The organism is Serratia sp. CY33802 (assembly GCF_052169095.1).
GTDB classification, from domain to species: Bacteria; Pseudomonadota; Gammaproteobacteria; order Enterobacterales; family Enterobacteriaceae; genus Serratia; species Serratia bockelmannii.
Genome location: NZ_JBJNLL010000004.1, coordinates 145,179 through 163,730 on the forward strand (window position 1 = coordinate 145,179; position 18,552 = coordinate 163,730).

At 55.8% G+C, this 18,552-nt stretch carries 19 protein-coding genes; 7 read left to right on the plus strand and 12 right to left on the minus strand.

All coding sequences use genetic code 11. The features are described from left to right. Position 1: 1 nt before the first annotated feature. From ACJ8HA_RS15485 to ACJ8HA_RS15520, 8 genes are all read right to left on the minus strand, one after another. Positions 2 to 1,144, minus strand: a complete 1,143-nt coding sequence (locus ACJ8HA_RS15485) for a hypothetical protein (RefSeq protein WP_142105463.1) — start codon at positions 1,142 to 1,144, stop codon at positions 2 to 4. Further along, the gene (locus ACJ8HA_RS15490) at positions 1,144 to 1,608 is read right to left on the minus strand and encodes a hypothetical protein (protein WP_043140909.1); all 465 of its coding nucleotides are present in this window, start codon (positions 1,606 to 1,608) and stop codon (positions 1,144 to 1,146) included. Before ACJ8HA_RS15490 ends, ACJ8HA_RS15485 begins: the two co-directional genes overlap by 1 nt. Continuing rightward, positions 1,595 to 2,866 (minus strand): type II and III secretion system protein family protein, encoded by a 1,272-nt coding sequence (locus ACJ8HA_RS15495; RefSeq protein ID WP_142105465.1) that lies wholly within the window; start codon positions 2,864 to 2,866, stop codon positions 1,595 to 1,597. The genes ACJ8HA_RS15490 and ACJ8HA_RS15495 overlap by 14 nt, the downstream gene beginning before the upstream one ends. Further along, positions 2,847 to 3,806, minus strand: coding sequence for a hypothetical protein (locus ACJ8HA_RS15500; protein ID WP_049205749.1), 960 nt, complete (start codon positions 3,804 to 3,806; stop codon positions 2,847 to 2,849). The genes ACJ8HA_RS15495 and ACJ8HA_RS15500 overlap by 20 nt, the downstream gene beginning before the upstream one ends. A 12-nt stretch (positions 3,807 to 3,818) precedes the next feature. Next, positions 3,819 to 4,370 carry an A24 family peptidase gene (locus ACJ8HA_RS15505; RefSeq protein WP_080352627.1) on the minus strand — a complete coding sequence of 184 codons (552 nt, stop codon included), beginning with the start codon at positions 4,368 to 4,370 and terminating at the stop codon, positions 3,819 to 3,821. After that, complete coding sequence (locus ACJ8HA_RS15510) at positions 4,319 to 4,549, minus strand: Flp family type IVb pilin (protein WP_049205753.1); 231 nt, start codon at positions 4,547 to 4,549, stop codon at positions 4,319 to 4,321. Before ACJ8HA_RS15510 ends, ACJ8HA_RS15505 begins: the two co-directional genes overlap by 52 nt. 145 nt (positions 4,550 to 4,694) lie before the next feature. Then, positions 4,695 to 5,159: a hypothetical protein gene (locus tag ACJ8HA_RS15515; RefSeq protein WP_152561328.1), complete on the minus strand. Its 465-nt coding sequence runs from the start codon at positions 5,157 to 5,159 to the stop codon at positions 4,695 to 4,697. Beyond that, positions 5,149 to 5,874: a winged helix-turn-helix domain-containing protein gene (locus ACJ8HA_RS15520; RefSeq protein WP_049205755.1), complete on the minus strand. Its 726-nt coding sequence runs from the start codon at positions 5,872 to 5,874 to the stop codon at positions 5,149 to 5,151. Before ACJ8HA_RS15520 ends, ACJ8HA_RS15515 begins: the two co-directional genes overlap by 11 nt. A 410-nt stretch (positions 5,875 to 6,284) precedes the next feature. Here ACJ8HA_RS15520 and ACJ8HA_RS15525 point away from each other — a divergent pair, with 410 nt between their 5' ends. Then, positions 6,285 to 6,797 carry an Mpo1 family 2-hydroxy fatty acid dioxygenase gene (locus tag ACJ8HA_RS15525; protein ID WP_049205736.1) on the plus strand — a complete coding sequence of 171 codons (513 nt, stop codon included), beginning with the start codon at positions 6,285 to 6,287 and terminating at the stop codon, positions 6,795 to 6,797. Position 6,798: 1 nt separating this feature from the next. Next, positions 6,799 to 7,542 (plus strand): nucleotidyltransferase domain-containing protein, encoded by a 744-nt coding sequence (locus ACJ8HA_RS15530; RefSeq protein ID WP_099816924.1) that lies wholly within the window; start codon positions 6,799 to 6,801, stop codon positions 7,540 to 7,542. A 31-nt stretch (positions 7,543 to 7,573) separates the two neighbouring features. Here the strand turns inward: ACJ8HA_RS15530 and ACJ8HA_RS15535 are convergent, their stop codons facing one another. Beyond that, positions 7,574 to 8,674 carry an alkene reductase gene (locus tag ACJ8HA_RS15535; protein ID WP_025304821.1) on the minus strand — a complete coding sequence of 367 codons (1,101 nt, stop codon included), beginning with the start codon at positions 8,672 to 8,674 and terminating at the stop codon, positions 7,574 to 7,576. A gap of 379 nt (positions 8,675 to 9,053) precedes the next feature. Here ACJ8HA_RS15535 and ACJ8HA_RS15540 point away from each other — a divergent pair, with 379 nt between their 5' ends. Continuing rightward, positions 9,054 to 10,220 carry an MFS transporter gene (locus tag ACJ8HA_RS15540; protein ID WP_025304822.1) on the plus strand — a complete coding sequence of 389 codons (1,167 nt, stop codon included), beginning with the start codon at positions 9,054 to 9,056 and terminating at the stop codon, positions 10,218 to 10,220. 33 nt (positions 10,221 to 10,253) lie between these two features. On the opposite strand, the gene ACJ8HA_RS15545 is transcribed toward ACJ8HA_RS15540, so the two are convergent. After that, positions 10,254 to 11,003, minus strand: coding sequence for an NAD-dependent epimerase/dehydratase family protein (locus tag ACJ8HA_RS15545; protein ID WP_043142321.1), 750 nt, complete (start codon positions 11,001 to 11,003; stop codon positions 10,254 to 10,256). A 93-nt stretch (positions 11,004 to 11,096) separates the two neighbouring features. Further along, a complete protein-coding gene (locus ACJ8HA_RS15550) occupies positions 11,097 to 11,960 on the minus strand; it encodes a LysR family transcriptional regulator (RefSeq protein ID WP_049205737.1) in 864 nt (287 codons plus the stop codon). A gap of 114 nt (positions 11,961 to 12,074) precedes the next feature. Here ACJ8HA_RS15550 and ACJ8HA_RS15555 point away from each other — a divergent pair, with 114 nt between their 5' ends. The 4 genes from ACJ8HA_RS15555 (at position 12,075) to ACJ8HA_RS15570 (ending at position 17,896) form a co-directional block, all read left to right on the plus strand. Further along, positions 12,075 to 12,833 carry an SDR family NAD(P)-dependent oxidoreductase gene (locus ACJ8HA_RS15555; protein WP_043142316.1) on the plus strand — a complete coding sequence of 253 codons (759 nt, stop codon included), beginning with the start codon at positions 12,075 to 12,077 and terminating at the stop codon, positions 12,831 to 12,833. A gap of 260 nt (positions 12,834 to 13,093) precedes the next feature. Continuing rightward, positions 13,094 to 14,956, plus strand: coding sequence for a PTS beta-glucoside transporter subunit IIABC (gene bglF / locus ACJ8HA_RS15560; RefSeq protein WP_043142315.1), 1,863 nt, complete (start codon positions 13,094 to 13,096; stop codon positions 14,954 to 14,956). 14 nt (positions 14,957 to 14,970) lie between these two features. Continuing rightward, positions 14,971 to 16,374 carry a glycoside hydrolase family 1 protein gene (locus tag ACJ8HA_RS15565; RefSeq protein ID WP_025304827.1) on the plus strand — a complete coding sequence of 468 codons (1,404 nt, stop codon included), beginning with the start codon at positions 14,971 to 14,973 and terminating at the stop codon, positions 16,372 to 16,374. Positions 16,375 to 16,525: 151 nt separating this feature from the next. Continuing rightward, a complete protein-coding gene (locus ACJ8HA_RS15570) occupies positions 16,526 to 17,896 on the plus strand; it encodes a carbohydrate porin (RefSeq protein WP_373408032.1) in 1,371 nt (456 codons plus the stop codon). On the opposite strand, the gene ACJ8HA_RS15575 is transcribed toward ACJ8HA_RS15570, so the two are convergent. Continuing rightward, positions 17,897 to 18,496, minus strand: coding sequence for an HD domain-containing protein (locus ACJ8HA_RS15575; RefSeq protein WP_025304829.1), 600 nt, complete (start codon positions 18,494 to 18,496; stop codon positions 17,897 to 17,899). Positions 18,497 to 18,552: the final 56 nt, after the last annotated feature.

An 18,552-nucleotide genomic window follows, 5' to 3' on the forward strand; every position in this document is an offset into this window, starting at 1 on the left:
ATCACCTAAATATGCTGTCTATAATGTTTTTGCTTTCTTTCTTACGGTTGAAAGCGGTTAACAACCCCCCCAGCAGGTTGGCGTTATTGTTGAAGTCCACCTTGATGCCCAGCTTGGTGTGGATTTCTTTATCCGTGATTTCAGTTGCCAGCTTACCGGCCTGTTTTCGGATGGAGATCAGCTTGTCCCTTCTTTTCTCCCCTTTATCCTGCTTAAAGCCAATTCGGTTCTTGAGATAGTTAAGGTTATAGATAGACTCGATCTGCCCATTGGTCATCAGCACACGGATGTCGCTCTCATTGAGCAAATTAATTCCGCCGTGCAGCGTGAGAAAATAGTAGGGGATATTAATAAAAATAAATCCATAGGAGTTTGCCAGCGATTCGATGAATTTCTCAACGCCGTTGAGGAAGGCGTCAACGTTGTCAACGTGCGCCTCGTCGTTGGCAATGTTGAAGGAAACGTAGTCGAAGTGATCTTTTATTTTCATCACCAGTTTCAGGGACGAGGTGGTATCCAGTTCATTCTCATAGCCCAGCACGTGCTCAACGGTGTTTTTATTGGCCTTTACCCCCAATGCGGCATCAAAGAAAATGTTTGCGATGTCGCAGTTAACAAACAGCATTGAATAGCCTTTCATCATTTCGCTGTTACAGAGATCGTGAAAAACGCGATAATTAATATCGATATCAGGCGAGGTATTGCACAACCCGATCACCAGAGAAGTTCTGGATCGCACATAGCCGAAGTGTTCCACTATCCCCAGCAGCAGCAGGCGGATCTCACTGGTGCGGGTAAAATAGCTGCTGAACCCCAGCTCGCGAGCCTGCCACGTTGCCTGGATCGAATCCTCGTTGCCGATCAGCATGGAGGGATAGCGACCACGCAGCATCATGGCGATGTCCGCGATTTCAGTCTCGCTGTAGCTCTGGGCATCCAGCACAAAATAATTTTTCCCCGTCAGGGCGTTATTAATAAACTCCAGCAGGTCGCCAGCGGGGATGTGCTTGATCATCGTATCGACGTCGTACAATGAGAGTGGTTCTGAGAGTGATAAAAAATCAGTCTCAGTTTTGGTTAAAACAATCACGCTGGCCTTTTTCTTTTTGGCCTCGTTTTTTCTCTTTAGTTTTTCTATGAACATTAACGTGCTCTCTCAGCGAAATCATTACCATTGGTCGAGCAAACTTCTCGCTCCGAATAGTTATCCAGAGCCTGCTCGTCGGAGCTGTACCAGTTAAAATCAGAGAGCCGGAACCGATAGCAACCTCGCTCGGTTTTATGCCGGTTACCGATGGCAATATAGTTTGCGTCAAGCTGGTTCACGCTCTCTTGCAATACAGCATTAATGCCATACTGTTTCTGTATTTCTTCTTGCAGCCTGATCGCACGGTCATAGTGGTTATCGCTATAAATAATCGCCAAGCTGCTGATGGAGCCGATTTTCTTGCTTAAAACAAAGTTTTCAAGCTTTGCCATCTTGGTGCGGTCGGGGTTGCCGACAAACTTAACGTAATACGCCTTTCTTTCGTCGGGCTGCCTTTCGAACGCGCAGCCGTTTAAGCCCAGGCAGATAAAAATAAGGAGCAGCGAATTAGTTAATGACATAGTCGGCTCCTTTGACAAAGACATCGGTAATGCTGTTATCACTGTGCCCGAGATCGAAAAAGACTTCCCACGGGCTGGAGAATTTGGCGTAGGGGAGCTTGATGTAGTTTCTCTCTACGGGTTTGACATACTCAACGGTGGCGAAGATGACTAATTCACTGCGCCCAGATGTGAACCCGGTTGACTTGAACAAGGCGCCCAGCACTGGAATGTCGGCAAATCCTGGAACTTTATTAACATATTGCGTTTGGCTGTTGTCGATCAGTCCGCCGAGGACGAAGCTCTCTCCATCCCGCATTCGTACTGAGGTCTTCACGTTACGCACGTTAATCGTCGGCAGCTCGGTGTTCTCATATTTATAGTACCCGCCGATCTGAGATGATTCGACGCTCACGTCCATGCTAATCGAGGAGTCCGAATTGATCACCGGTGCAAAGTTCAGCATGACGCCATAGTTTTTCCATTCAACCGTTGAGCCATTTTCACTGCGCTGAAAAATAGGTATCTGCCCGCCGCCGTGAAATGATGCGGTCTTCCCGTTGGTGACCGTGATACTTGGCGTGGTCAGCACGTTAGCCAGGCTGTTTTTCGCCAGGGCGTTGATGGCTACGCCCAGAGAGTCGAAGTTAAACCCCTTAACCAGGCTGCTGTAGATGCCGTTGTTGATAGTCAGATCGTTACTCACGCCGGTGCTGATCTTGCCCCGCCCCCAGTCAATGCCCAGGGTTTCCGTCACGTCCTTCGAGACTTCCGCGACCGTAACCCTGATCTTAATTTGCTGATTTTTTTGGGTTACTAAGGAGTACCTGACCTGATCGCTATCCACGTACTCTTCGATCAGCGACTTGATCCGTGCGCCATCTTCAGTGGAAAATACCGGGCCGCTGACCAGCAGCGAGTCGCTCATGTCGATGACCTTCACGTCTTTAAACCCCTCGCTGATCAGCAAGGTATTCAACATGACGGATTTCTTTTGCAGATCGTTCACGGTGATCAGCAGCGTTTGACTCTCACCGTTGGTACCATTAACGGAGAGATTGGTTTGCCCGCTTTTTTTACCGAAGACATAGATGTGGTTCTCATCGACCACCCGGAAGTCGGCAATTTCCGGTGAGCCAACGACGATTGACTTCACGCTGAAGTCAATCTCAAGATCGGTCGTTTTATTGATGTCCACGTCGAGCGCCGCAGCGTTAAAGCTGGCGGTTAACATCACAATAAGAAAAACCGCCAGCCTGTTAATATTTACGAATTTCACTTTGCGCTCCCCTGATTTCAACCACGCGGCTTTGCCTTTCCGAAATGGGCGCCCCAGAGACAATGTCTGACGGGGTAATCTCTCTTGTGCTGTTATTTATTTTGGCGATGCCCTCATTGATATTGTGAACCTTGGTGGGCGTGATGAAGAACATCCCCATAATTTGCGCCTGAATGACTTTATCCACGTCCTCGGGCTTGAAGTAGGCATAGACGATGGTCGTTGAGGACTTGTCATCGCTGACGGCCCGGTTGCTGTGCACCTCATTCGCCAGCGAATTCTCCCCGCTGGTTGTTTTCATCAGGCTGGAAACCAACCCCGACTGATCGAACTTTTGCAGCTTATTGAGGTTGCCGTTGCCCATAAAGAACCACACCTTGCTGGCGAACTGTTTGACCCGCGTGTCCTTGTAGTCTTTCCCCGTGGTACCGTTATCGCTGCGCGATTTTTGATAAAGATCGTCCCGGTAGGCTTTGTTATCATTGGAGACCAGGAACAGATCGATAAAACCAAAGTCCGCGATGTTAGGGTTCTTCAGGCTGGCGGTGGTGACAGAAATAGGCAATATCGAATAGCTCGAATCGATTTTCTGCAACAGGTTGCCAAGGTTATCTTTCGAGGCCCGTTCGCCGGAGGCAATATTTTGATATGCCACGCCGCCGGACGCCATTAGTCCGCGAAAGTCCTTTTCGCCAAAAATCGTGTCTAGCCAGGCGGGGGGCGAGCCTGGTGGATATTTTATCTCTTTCTCGGCGAAGTCATCCGTGGTGACGATGGCACCCACATCAATATTATGCTTTGCGGTATAATAGATAAGGCTTTTATTCACTATGAGGTTCTTAGTCTTTTCCTCGTCCTCGTTGCCTTTATCGCTGTATATACCTACTACGCCGGCTAACATGGTTAGCAGTGCGACTATTGCAATAAATTTAAAGCGCACAGATGCTCCTTATCAAACTGCACCGATAAACGTATAGGTACATAAACTGATTAAAATAGGGATGGCGTAGGGTACGCCGCTCCTTACTTTATCATAGCGCTTGATCAGCGAAATTTTTGACAGGGCATATGTCCATAAGATTGCCCATACGCCACCCATAAAAACAGTCAGGTAAATAACGTTAACGTATTGTTCCGGCGGCACCACCAGCATGGTGATGAACAGCAGTTTGGTATCGCCAAACCCCAGTATGTTGCAAGACGAAAGAATGATACCAACCAAGAGCATGGCAAACGGCCATATCAGCACCTGGCCCGCACCAATAATGCCTGGGTGGGAAAAAATATAGCAGTATGCCACCGTAAGTATCATAAAATGCGCTACGTTAGGTATTCTTCTTTCTGTGATATCTTTAAGTGATATGTATAAAGATATGATTATTATCGCTATGAACATATAGGTTTTAAATATAGCCCTCGAAGAGTCGAAGGCTATATGACGAAAGTTTACTATTACTTCAGGATGTTGCCTGAAGCAGTGATCTTCGTGGCCATGGTGTTCCATGCCGCGCTCAGGGATTCAATGAATCCGCCTTTGTCAAAGATGAAGAACAGGGCAGAGGCCATCGCTACACCGATGATGGCGTATTCGATAGCGGTGATGCCACGCTCGTTTTGTTCTGCGTTTTTGACGTTGCGGCAAGCCATAGAGACATACGCTTTCAGAGCTACATTTTTCAACATTTTTTATTCCTTTAAATATATTAGTAGGATGGTTATGACGCTAAAAACTCGCTTTTAATTGAAGCGTGTTGTTTAGGCCGGGGGTATCCTACTCAGTGATAAAAAAAACGTCATATCATATTTAATAATGAAATATAAAATTGCATCATTTATCAGGAAAAATGAGGAAAATCAGTTCATTAATATCATTGTTACCTGTTGGAATATAGAAGTCATCCTTGTTTATAACCAAAAAATATTGTTTGCTGTTCTTGTGCAACAAAACCGATACCAGACGATTGCGACTGTCGGAGCTGAATGCGCTCTCTGTCATATTTCGCTCATGCAAATCCACTTTTGCTGTGGCTATTGAATGCGTTAACAATGCATTGAGTTCCATTTCGGCAGTGATATAACGTAAGTGATTGCCATCACTTTGAATCAATCTGATGTAGGCGGTTTCTCTATCTTTGTTTAAGTATAGGTTTAGCTTTATTTTTTCTTCGCCGTCCAGAAATAATAACCCATGGTAACTATTGCTCATTGATTCTAAAATATATTGTTTATAACTTAGAGTTCCACAGATGAAAAGTAATATGCAAGCAATTAAAAATAATCCCTTAACCTTCATTTTTACAAGTCGTGATTTCTGTAAGGTAGTCTCTTTTTTTATTGTCATTTATATTGCTCTTCATTCGATAACAAACGGTTTTTTTTTCACCGTGAACGTATTCTATGCGATCGCCAGTAGAGTGAATCCTGTATCCATCAAGGTATAAGGTTTCTTCATTTTTATCTTCATTTATTTTTACGGAAAACCAAACGCCTATAATATAGCTGCATATCAATACGGCTATCATCAGCATGCTTCTTTTCACTTTATCACGTTTGGATGTCGCTTTTTCTGATGCAGTTTCGTGAACCTCACGAGTCTTCTTAAATCGGTGAGGAGATATCTCTTCTTTATGTTTTGAATCATTATCCGAATTGCTCCCCAGTTCCGCTGTGCCAGTGCTCGTATTGGGTATTAACTCGGTTTCATCATCAACCTTAATGATGACCTTCTCTGCATTAATCGTATACCCTTTTTTAGGAACGGTAATGATAATTTCACGTGATGCATCACCAATCTTTCTTCTCAATGAATTTATCGTTTGGTTGATGGCGAAATCTGTCACATAACGCCCTTCCCATATATGTATACCGAGATCTTTTCTTGATGATACATTAGGGCTTTGTTCAATAAGAAAATGCCATAGCTTCAATTCTTTATTTCTTAAAATAATCTGCTGATTGTTTTCTGGTATTAAAATAGCCATTCTTTCCCGGTAATAAACGATCATCATGACACCTTCCTTGACTGTGACTTCTTATAATACAATCCTGTTTTTTATTGTAAATACTAATTTAAGTTTTTTTATTTATATTTTATTTTATATTAATCGGTATGTTTGATATGTTTTTCATTTTAATTTTATTATTATTATAAATAATATTTTTTTTAAGATAAAACAAGGCGGGCGGTGTGTTTTATCTTGGAGGATATTTTTTCTTGTTAGTGTTTTTGGATGTTTTATTTTATATTTTATATTATCCATCTACCTCTATTGCTTTCTATAATTCTGGCAGATAGGCGCGGCCTGCTGGATGAGATTGGCCAACCGGTATTGGTGATCCCGCGCTAAGCTATGGGTAAGGGCAGCCGCATGCGGCTGCGCGCGTTCGGCGACGAAGGCCGTACATACCGGAGGTCAACATGCGAAGTCTGGAAGATCAACTTGCCGCTTACGCCGCCTATCATCGTGATGCGCGCAATATCGTCACGCACTTTATCGGCATCCCCCTGATCGTCGTCAGCCTGCTGACGCTGCTCTCCCGGCCGGCATGGGGGGCGGGGTGGCTGCCGTTCTCGCCGGCCTGCGCGGTGGTTATCGTTTCGGCTCTCTATTACCTGCGGCTGAGCCTGCGCCTTGGCGTCATGATGTTGGCGTTGCTGCTGCTGTGCCTCGGGGTCGGCGCCTGGGTGGCGTCGCTGTCGACGGCGGCGTGGCTGAGCGTCGGCATCGGCGGCTTCGTCATCGGCTGGCTGTTTCAGTTTGTCGGGCATTTCTGGGAGGGACGAAAACCGGCGTTTATGGACGACGTGACGGGCCTGATCATCGGCCCGCTGTTCGTGCTGGCGGAAGCCTGCTTCTTGGCCGGCGGGCTGCGCGAACTGCAGCGGAACATCGAAATGCGCTCGGGCAAAGTGCGCAACGGGAGGGCATGAGGTGGCGCTGATTCCCACGGTGGCGGCATTTCCGCTGCAGCGGGCTTTTATCCCGCTGCTGGAAGCGCTGACGGCGGGGCTGCCACGCCAATTCCCGGCACTCATCCACAGCATTTACCTCTACGGCAGCGTCGCGCGTGGCGAAGCCCTTCCCGGCGTGTCCGATCTGGACATCACGCTGTTGCTCAACAAGCCAGCCGATAGTGAGGCGTTACAGCGCCTTGAGGCGTGGCGGCAAGCCTTTCAGCTGGAGCAGCGGATCGTGAGCAAGGTCGACTTTGATATCGGCAGCGTTGATGAGGCGTTGGCGCCGGAGCATCACGATTCCTGGGGATTTTGGCTGAAGCATCACTGCCGCTGCCTGTGGGGCGAAGACCTGTCCGCCGCTTTTCCGCTGTTTCAGCCCGATCGGCGCATCGCGTTGGCGGTCAATGCCGATTTGCCCCGCGTATTGGCGCGTTATCGGGAGCAACTGCTGCAGGCCAGGACGGTATCGGATGAGAGGCGCTTAAAGCGCGAAGCGGCCAGAAAACTGATCCGAGCCACCAATATGCTGCGCGCCGAGGGAAGCCCGTTCTGGCCGATAACGTTAACCGACTATGCCGAACAGCTGTTGGCGCTTTATGCAGAGCAGCGAGATGAAATGGACTATTGGTTAGCGCACGCGGTGGGAGAGGCGAATGACGCGGATTTTAGCGACAGAATGATGCGATTTCTCGACTGGATCGAAGCACAGAAAAAATAACGCCGGCTTGAGCCGGCGTTGTCGGCAATCGTTACCCGACCGTCGGGTAATCGGTGTAGCCTTCCCGGCTGCCGCCGAAGAATTTCTCTTTGATTGGCGCATTCAGCGCCAGCCCGTGTTGCAGGCGGTGGGGCAGATCCGGGTTGGCGATGAACGGGCGACCGAAGCCGATCAGATCCGCCCAGCCTTTGGCCAGCGCTTCTTCAGCGCGTTCACGCGTGTATTTGCCGGAGTAAATCAGCGTGCCGCGGAAAATCAGGCGCAGCGATTCTTTGAACGCTGCCGGCATCACCGGGGCATCATCCCAGTCCGCTTCGGCGATGTGAATGTAAGCGGCGCCGATATCGTTCAGCACGCTGGCCGCTGCCAGATAGGTGGCTTCCGGGGTATCGTCCTGCGAGCCCATCAGGGTGGTCAGCGGCGCCAGGCGCACGCCCAGTTTCTCTTTGCCGATGGCATCCGCTACCGCCTGCGCGACTTCCCGCAGGAAACGCAGGCGATTTTGCAGTGAACCGCCGTATTCGTCGTCGCGCTGGTTTTCCCGCGAGTCGATAAACTGATTGATCAGATAACCATTCGCACCGTGCAGCTCTACGCCGTCGAAACCGGCGGCGATGGCGTTGCGTGCCGCCTGAGCGTAGTCGTTAACGATCGCCGGAATTTCTTCCCGCGTTAAGGCGCGCGGTGCGGAGTGCTGCACCATTTCACCCACGCCATGTTCCGGCCCGCGACCTTCGACATCCACGAACACCTTGACCCCGTCGGCCTGGATGGCGGAGGAGGAGACCGGCGCGGCGTGGCCAGGCTGTAAAATGGTATGCGACACGCGGCCGACGTGCCAAAGCTGCGCGAAGATCTTGCCGCCGGCCTGATGTACGGCGTCGGTCACTTTTTTCCAACCGGCGATGTGTTCCGGGGAGTAAATGCCGGGTGTCCAGGCATAACCCTGGCCCTGCTGGCTGATCTGCGTGCCTTCGCTGACGATCAGCCCGGCGCTGGCGCGCTGGGCATAATATTCAGCCATCATGTCGGTGGCGACGTCGCCGGCGCCGGCCCGAGAGCGGGTCATTGGCGGCATGACGATGCGATTGTTCAGCGATAAACCGTTTAAAGAATACGAGTCAAAAAGCATGGCGCTTCCCTCTATGTGAATTAGGTCGTAGGGCATTGATGTTTTACTGAGGCCATTATATTTCGTCGTTTAATTCTAAAAACGCGCACAATAACAAAACACTTTTGCTCTGTGCTCAATAGTTGCGGTAGCCGCCGATGGGCCGGTATGGCGGCTTGCGCAGGTGGTGCGAATGAACCCGATGTGCGCTCGGGCGACGGCGGCTATTGCTTGTCGGTGCGTTGCTGAGATAGAGTCGGCGGCTGTTTTTCCCCACGATTTTTAACAAAATCGCAAAAGTCTTTTAGCCTCCTGCCTGCTTATCTTTGGTGTGATCAATGTCATACTTTTGGCATCTTAACTTTCCCGCGCTTCGGCAGCGGTTAACCGGAGTTGTTGAATGAAAATTAACTTTCCCTTATTAGCCCTGGCGGTGGGGGCGTTCGGCATCGGCACGACCGAGTTTTCCCCGATGGGGTTGCTGCCGACCATCGCCAAAGGGGTGGACGTCTCCATCCCGATGGCCGGCATGTTGATCAGCGCCTACGCCGTTGGCGTGATGGTTGGCGCACCGCTGATGACGCTGCTGCTCTCGCACCGGGCGCGCAGAAGCGCGCTGATCTTCCTGATGGCGATCTTTACCCTGGGTAACGTGCTGTCGGCCATTGCGCCTGACTACACCACCCTGATGCTGTCGCGCATCATCACCAGCCTGAACCACGGCGCGTTCTTTGGTCTCGGTTCCGTGGTGGCCGCCAGCGTGGTGCCGAAGGAGAAACAGGCCAGCGCCGTGGCGACCATGTTTATGGGCTTGACCATCGCCAATATCGGCGGGGTGCCTGCCGCGACCTGGCTGGGTGAAACCATCGGCTGGCGCATGTCGTTCCTGGCCACCGCAGGGTTAGGGGTGATCGCCATGTTGGGGCTGTGGTTCTCGTTGCCGAAAGGCAGCGCCGGCGCGCGCCCGGATGTGAAGCGCGAACTGTCGGTATTGGTACGCCCGCAGGTGCTGTCCGCCTTGCTGACGACCGTGCTGGGCGCGGGCGCGATGTTCACGCTCTATACCTATATCTCGCCGGTATTGCAGCACATCACCGATGCGACGCCGCTGTTCGTGACGTCCATGCTGGTGTTGATCGGCGTCGGTTTCTCCATCGGCAACTACCTGGGCGGCAAATTCGCCGACCGCTCCGAGAGCGCGACGCTGAAGGGCTTCTTGCTGCTGTTGGTGGTCATTATGCTGGTGATCCCGTTCCTGGCGCGCAGTGAAATCGGCGCGGCAGTCAGCATGGTGATTTGGGGCGCGGCGACCTTTGCCGTGGTGCCGCCGCTGCAGATGCGCGTGATGCGTGTCGCCAGCGAAGCGCCGGGCCTGTCGTCCTCGGTCAACATCGGTGCCTTTAACCTGGGCAATGCGCTGGGCGCCGCCGCCGGTGGCGCGGTGGTCTCCGCCGGGCTGGGATACAGCTTCGTGCCGGTGATGGGCGCAATTATTGCCGGATTGGCGTTGCTGCTGGTGCTGTTCACCCACCGTCAGGCCGAAAAAGTGGCCTACGCCAGCAACTAAGTTGTACCTGCACGGCGGAACTCTCCGCCGTGCTCACTCAAAGCCCAGCAGGCTGAACGCATCGTCCTGCGGGGCGTAGCCGAGCAGGCGTCGGGTCTCTTCCAGCGATAAACGTTTGTAGCGGTTGTTGGAAACCCCGTGCACCACCGCATATTGCACCCCTTCGACACGAATGCAGCGCTCCAGCAGATCGGCGGCGTCGCGATGGCTGAGAAAAGCGCTCATGTCGCGGGCGCTAAGCTGTTCGCCCCGGCTCAGGGTGGTGAAGTTGGCGATGCGCACCGACAGGGCGGAAAGCCCTTCCTGATGGGCGAAGTAGGCGGCGATGCCTTCGCCGAAGGCCTTGCTGGCGCCGTACAGGTTTTTCGGCTTTGGTGCGTCATCCGGGCGGATTTGATAGTCGAGCGGATAGCCTTCCACCGCCTGCGCGCTGCTGGCGAACACCACCCGGCGGCAGCCGGCGTCTTTCGCCGCGCGGAAGATATTGAAGGTGCCCAGAATGTTGTTGTCCATCAACGAACCGCAGAAGTCGGCATCGGGGGAGGGATCGGCCGCCAGATGCAACACGGTGTCGATATTGGCGCAGGCCGCGCGGCAGGCGTCGAGATCGGCGATGTTGAAGCTGATGACTTCGTCGCCGGGCTGCCGATCGCGCAGCAGGCTGACATCCCGTTCCGCCAACCGTAGCGGGTAGCGATCGCCCATCGCCTGACGAAACGCCGTGGCTACCCGGCCGCCGGCGCCGGTGATCAGAATCCGTCCTACATCAGTACGCAACACCATGGTGACTGCCATCCCTACTCTCGATTAAGCGTTGACCAGTAATAATCCCCTGCGTGACTTTTGTCCAGTATTTATATTAGTCATTCTGATGCTTTATGCCGGCAATGGGCACGTTTTGCCGAGCGTTTCGGCCAGGAAATTCATCACCGCGCGCACGGCTGCGGTGCGCGCCAAATCGGGATACGTCACCAGCCAAAGCTCACGCGTTGGCGCGGCGTTGGCCGTTGGCAATGCGACCAGCTCCGGATCGCCATCGGCGACGAACGTCGGCAAAACGGCGGCGCCCAGCCCTGAACGCGCCGCCTGTTGCAGTGAAAACAGATCGCTGGCCTGAAAGACCACCGGACGCCCCTGCAACAGCTGCACCAACCATTGCTGATGCGGCTGCTGCCGATAGTGATGGTCATAGGCGAGAAAGCGGCGCGCCGCGTCGGGCAGAGCCGCGTGCTCCGGTGCGGCATACAGCGCGTAGCGCATCATGCCGATGCGCTGCGTCAACAGCTCCGGTTGCTGTGGGCGCACCATGCGCACGGCGATGTCGGCTTCGCCGCGATCCAGCTCGGCGAGCGCCGATTCACCCGACAGCGTGACGACGATCTGTGGAAAAGCCTGGTTAAATGCGGCAATGCGCGGCGCGAGAATATGCGCGGCGATCGACGGCGGCGCACTGATGCGCACCCCGGCCTGTGGCGTTGCGCCGGCGCTGCGCGCATGGCGGGCAATAGCCTGGCTTTGCGCCTCGATCTCCGCCGCCAGCCCGGCAATCGCCTGCCCGTCCTGGGTCAAGGGCGTGCTGCGTGGCCGACGCACGATCAAACGCAGGCCGAGCGCCTGTTCCAGCGCCGCTACGCGTCGCCCGACGGTGGCGTGATCGCAACCCAGCTCCCGCGCTGCCGCCGACAAGGAACCGGTACGCGCCAGCGCCACGAAGTGTTTTAAATCCTGCCAGTCAAACATCGGTGAATTCCTGCACGGTATCGACGTAATTTTCAGGAATATTCACACATAGCGCGCCGTGATTCAATGTGTGAACGTTCCCTTTAAAACCGAAGAATTAGGTTAGGTTTTCTTATGAATCTACAGTTGCAACACCGTACGGCATTGGTCACGGGCGCCAGCGAAGGGATCGGTGCCGGCATGGTCAGGGTATTGGCTGCTCAAGGGGTCAAGGTGGTGGCTACCGCACGACGCGGTGATCGGCTGCAGGCGCTGGCGGATGAGGTTGAACGGCAAGGGGCGGTGCGCCCGTGGGTAGCCGTTGCAGACGTGACCGACCCCGACGCGATAACCCAGCTGGCGGCGCAGGCGCTGCGCCAGGCGGGGACAGTCGATATTCTGATCAACGCGGTCGGTGCGTTTCACCCCACGACGCTGAACGACAGCGATCGCAGCTGGGATGACGCCTTTGCTTTGAACTTCACACCGGCCCGGCGGTTGACTCAGGCGCTGTTGCCGGCCATGCAGGCGCAAGGCTGGGGCCGGGTGATCAATATCAGCGGATCGATGGAGCCGCGCAGCCTGAGCGCCGCCAGCGCCGCCAAGGGCGCGCTGCATCTGTGGGCCAAAGGATTGGCCAGCGACGTGGCTGCGCAGGGGATTACCGTCAATACGTTACAGCCGGGGCGCATCAACAGTGAACAGATCCGCGAGCGCTTATACGCTTGCGATGAAGCGCGCCGGGCGTTCATTGCGCAACATATCCCGATTGGCTACTTCGGCGAACCGGAAGATATGGCCTATCTGGCGGCGTTTCTTTGTTCCCCGCTCGCGCGATATATCACCGGCGCGGTGATCCCGGTAGATGGCGGCATGCATTATTTCGCGCATTGAGGCCGTTTTGCCCCCGCGATCACAGTTCGGCAATTTGCCGGCGCAAAGCCTTGCCCCGGCAAAATCCACGGTGTTAACGTCATAGCTCAACCGATTTAGGGTTGTTACTGCTGCGGCAGGCAAAACCTAAACCTCGCGTTTCTGTTCCCCGATGGGACAGAGGCCGCGAGGTTTAGGTTTTTTTTTGCGCCGCATTTCGCCCCGGCGCCAGGCCAGTGCGGGGAGGGGAGCGGCAGAACGCGAAGTCTAAGGATAACCGTATGAAATATGACACATTAGCCAGTGAGATTTTGGCCGGCGTCGGTGGCCGCGACAATGTGAAAAGCTTGGTGCACTGCGCCACCCGCCTGCGGTTCAAGCTGCGCGACGACAATCGTGCCAACGCGGCAGCGCTGAAGAAAAACCCGGGCGTCATCATGGTGGTGGAGAGCGGCGGCCAGTTCCAGGTGGTGGTGGGCAACCACGTGGCGGAGGTGTTCGACGCGGTCAATCGGGTCGGCGGATTGGCCGAGGGCGCGCCGAGCGACGACGCGGGTGGTAAAAAAGACAACCTGCTCAGCCGCTTTATCGATCTGGTGTCCGGCATTTTTACCCCGCTGCTCGGGGTGATGGCCGCTTCGGGGATCCTGAAAGGCTTCCTAGCGCTGAGCCTGGCCTGCGGCTGGCTGCTGGAGAGCGGTGGCACCTTCAAAATGCTGTTCGCCGCCAGCGACTCGCTGTTCTACTTCTTCCCGATCATGCTCGGCTACACCGCCGGGAAAAAATTCGGCGGCAACCCCTTCGTCACCATGGCGATCGGCGGCGCATTGACGCATCCGCTGATGATGGCGGCGTTCGAAGCGGCGCAGCAGCCGGGCGCGGTGCGCGAATATTTCTTCGGCATTCCGCTGACTTTTATCAACTACAGCTCGTCGGTGATCCCGATCATCTTTGCGGCCTGGGTGTCCTGCCGCCTGGAGCCGTTGTTTAACCGGGTGATCCACAGCGCGCTGCGCAATTTCATCACGCCGCTGCTGTGCCTGGCGATCACCGTTCCCTTGACCTTCCTGCTGATCGGCCCGGCGGCAACCTGGCTCAGCCACCTGCTGGCCAACGGCTATCAGAGCATTTACGCCTTTAACCCGATCATCGCCGGCGCCTTTATGGGGGCGATGTGGCAGGTGTGCGTGATCTTCGGCCTGCATTGGGGATTGGTGCCGTTGATGATCAACAACCTGAGTGTGCTGGGGCGCGACACCATGGTGCCGCTGCTGTTGCCGGCGGTGATGGGGCAGGTCGGCGCCACGCTGGGCGTGATGCTGCGCACCCGCGACGCCAAGCTGCGGGCGCTGTCCGCTTCAGCCATCGGCGCCGGGATCTTCGGCATCACCGAACCGGCGGTGTACGGCGTCACGCTGCCGAACAAACGCCCATTCATCTTCGGCTGCATCGGCGGCGCGCTGGGCGGTGCGGTGATTGGCTACTTCCATACCTCGGTCTACTCGTTCGGCCTGGTGAGCGTATTCACCTTTGCGCAGATTATCCCCGGCGGCGGCATCGACGCCACGGTATGGGGCGCGATCGGCGGCACCCTGCTGTCGTTCGTGTTCGCCGCGCTGGCCAGCTATCTGTTCGGCGTCGCACCGGCGGAAGAGACGGTACAGCCTGAAGCCGCCGCGCCGCTTAACCGCAAACAGGTCATTCTCAGCCCGATCGCCGGCGATATCGTGCCGCTGGATCAGGTGAACGACGCGACCTTCGCCAGCGGCCTGCTGGGGAAAGGGGTGGCGATTGCGCCGCAGCAGGGGCGCGTAGTGGCGCCGGTCAGCGGCAGCGTGGCGTCGCTGTTCAAAACCAAACACGCCATCGGCATCGAATCGGACGACGGCGCGGAGATTCTTATCCACGTCGGCATCGATACCGTGAAGCTCGACGGGGCGCATTTCACCGCCCACGTGCGGGAAGGCGAGCGGGTCGCCCCGGGTGATCTGCTGATCGAGTTCGACCAGGCGGCGATCCATGCCGCCGGCTATGACACCACCACGCCGATCATCATCAGCAACAGCGATGACTACGTGGACGTGTTGACCAGCGGCCTGTCTCCGGTGCAGGAACAGGCGCCGCTGCTGACTTTATTACGTTAATTGAGGAGCAAGCGATGAACGGCAAGTTTCCGCAACATTTTCTGTGGGGCGGCGCGGTAGCGGCGAACCAGGTAGAAGGCGCGTATCAGGCTGACGGCAAGGGGCTGTCGACCTCCGATCTGCAGCCGCAGGGCATCTTCGGCGCCATTACGCCGCGCATGGCGGGCGACAGCGGCATCAAGGACGTGGCGATCGATTTCTATCATCGTTATCCGGAGGACATCGCGCTGTTCGCCGAAATGGGCTTCAAGTGCCTGCGCACCTCGATCGCCTGGACGCGCATTTTCCCGCAGGGCGACGAAGAGACGCCGAACGAAGCCGGGCTGGCGTTTTACGATCGGCTATTCGACGAGATGGCGAAATACGGCATTCAGCCGCTGATCACGCTGTCGCACTATGAGATGCCTTACGGTCTGGTGAAGCGCTACGGTGGCTGGGGCGATCGGCGCACCATCGATTTCTTCGAGCGCTATGCGCGCACCGTATTCGAACGTTATAAGCACAAGGTCAAACGCTGGCTGACCTTCAACGAAATCAACATGTCGCTGCACGCGCCCTTCACCGGGGTTGGCCTGCCGCAGGAGAGCGACAAGAGCGCCGTCTATCAGGCGATCCACCATCAGTTGGTGGCCAGCGCCAAAGCGGTGAAGGCCTGTCACGAGATCGTGCCGGAGGGCCAAATCGGCAACATGCTGCTGGGCGGCATTCTGTACCCGCTGAGCTGCAAGCCGGAAGATCTGCTGGAAACCCAGCGGCAAAACCGCGACTGGCTGTTTTTCGGCGACGTGCAGGCGCGCGGCTATTACCCGGCCTATATGCAGCGCTTTTTCCGTGAAAACGGCATTCAGGTGACGATCACCGAGGAAGATCGGCAAACGCTGCGCGAAACCATCGACTTCATCTCGTTCAGCTATTACATGAGCGGCTGCGTCACCGCCGACCCGGAGCAGTACGAGACGGCGCGCGGCAACATTCTCGATATGGTGCCGAACCCGCACTTGGCCAGCTCGGAGTGGGGGTGGCAAATCGACCCGATCGGGCTACGCTACCTGCTCAACGTGCTGTACGACCGCTATCAGAAGCCGCTGTTCATCGTCGAGAACGGGCTGGGCGCCAAAGACCGCGTCGAGGCGGACGGCAGTATCAACGACGACTACCGCATCAACTACCTCAATGACCATCTGGTGCAGGTGGCGGAAGCCATCGACGACGGCGTCGAGGTGATGGGCTACACCAGCTGGGGGCCGATCGATCTGGTCAGCGCCTCGAAGGCCGAAATGTCGAAGCGCTACGGCTTCATTCACGTCGACAGAGACGATGCCGGCAACGGCAGCCTCGAGCGCCGCCGCAAGAAGAGTTTCTACTGGTACCGCGATGTGATCCACAGCAATGGCGCCAGTCTGAAAGACCGACGCTAACCCTTCAGCCCGGCGGCAAGCGCCGGGCGTTAACCTAACGTTATTCGCTGCTGTTCATGATGGGAAATTCTCTCCCAGGGAATGCTGTTGCCCGCAGTCAGCCGTTATGCGGAGAAATATAATAATGATGAAAAGCTTATTACCTCGTTCCATGACCCTGGCGGCGCTGGCGCTGTGGTGCAGCCAGGCGCAGGCGGAAACGCTGCAAACCGGCAAGGACGTTGAAGCCCCCACCGCTAAATGGGAAGGGGTGGCGCTCGGTTTTGAACCGCCGCAGCCTGGGCTGTTGGGGGATATGCTGGGGATCAGGCCGATCCTGGAGGATCATGGCTTCCACTATAACCTCGGCTACCTCAGCCAGCTGTCGTATAACGCCGGCGGCGGTTACAACCACGATAAACAGGCGTCGTATATCGACCAATTTTCGCTGACCTTCAGCCAGGATTTGCAGGCGCTGACCGGCATTCCGGACGCGGCGATCGAAGGCAATATCGTCAACCGCAACCATGACAACAACCTGACCCGCGATCGGCTGCAGGATCCGCGCGTCGGCCTGACCGATCTGTCGCAAGAGAGCTATGGCGGACAGTCGATTACCCGGCTGGGTTGGTTGACCTTCAGCCGTTCTTTCCTCGACAGCCGGCTGCAGTGGCGCATCGGCATGATGAACAAGGTGCAGGATTTCGATCAGATTATCCCCTGCGATTTTCAGACGCTGACGCTGTGCGGCGGCAAGTCCGCCAACTCGTTGACCTGGTACAACTGGAACGTGCATTACTGGGGCACCACGCTGCAGTACAAGCTGACCGATGGCCTGACGCTCAAGGGCGGCGTGATGGAGCAGAACCCGAGCGCCCCCAGCCGCAGCCACGCCTGGAGTTGGTCCACCAAGGGCAGCAAAGGCTTCCTGTTGCCGATGGAGCTGGAGCTGAAAACCCACGCCGTCAACCAGCTGCCGGGGGTGTATAACCTGGGCGTGCTGTTCACCAACGCGCGCCAGAGCGATCTTTATGAAGGGGTGTCCGGCGGGCCGGGCGCCAGCGATCCGCAGGGCTATCGCAACCACGATCGCACCTGGTTCCTGTATACCGGTTTCAACCAGCAGGTGACGCGCCATGCGGATGACGTCAACCGCGGCTTGAGCGTGTTTTACAGCCTGGGGCTGGGAGATCAGCGCAGTAACTACCTGCACTGGTCTACCTCGACCGGCATTCGCTATCGCGGGCTGTTCGATGCGCGGCCGGACGACTGGCTGGGGCTCGGCGTCTCGGTGGTGAAACTGAGCGACCGCTATAAAGACAATCAGCGGTATCTCAACCAGATGAGCGGCATCAGTGATTATCACGATCCGAACTACCGGCCAGTGCCGGGCCACTCGGTGACGGCGGAGCTGTATTACCGCGTTAACGTCACGCCGTGGCTACAGCTGCAGCCGGGCCTGCAGTACTGGCATCACCCGGCGGGCGTCAGCGAGACGCAGGACGCCTGGGTGACGGCGTTGAAAACGGTGGTGACCTTCTGATCAGGCCGCGTCGCTCTCGCGGTAGCGCCGGCGGGCGTGTTCGAACCAGCTGGCCGGCACGTTGTGCGGTGGTTGCTGCAACCTGAGCAGCCCCTGTTCAACGATATGGCTGGCCTGGCGCCACAGCGTCGGGTCGCCTTCGGTCAGCACCTCCAGCAGGCGCTGTTTCTCGATCAGGTAGGTCTGGGCGAAGTGGCTGTCGTAGTCCAGCAGCGAGCGGGTGTTGTCGATTAGATCCGCCAGCTTGATGGTTTTGGCCTGCGGCGACGCGCCGGCGCTGTGGCGCCGATCGCGGTTTTTACGCTCGAAGCGGTTGCCGTCCTCGGCGTGGCTGACGTTGGTCAACATCCGCACCAGTTCCGCCACTTTTGGCCCAAAGTGGCTGTCGATATCGCCGAGGGTGGTGGGTGTGTCTTCCACCGTATCATGCAGCCAGGCGGCCGCCAGCATCTCTTCGGTGTGCGGCACGCTGCGCACCAGCTCCATCACCGCCTGCGGGTGGACGATATACGGATCGTCGGTGTATTTGCGGCGCTGATCGATGGCCGCATGCGCCTTGGTGGCGTAGCGGCGCGCGCGTTCTACAAGCGTGTTCGTCATTTCCTTTCCCTCCGAGCATCCTCTGCATAAAAAAAGGTAGCATACCTCACAAGAAA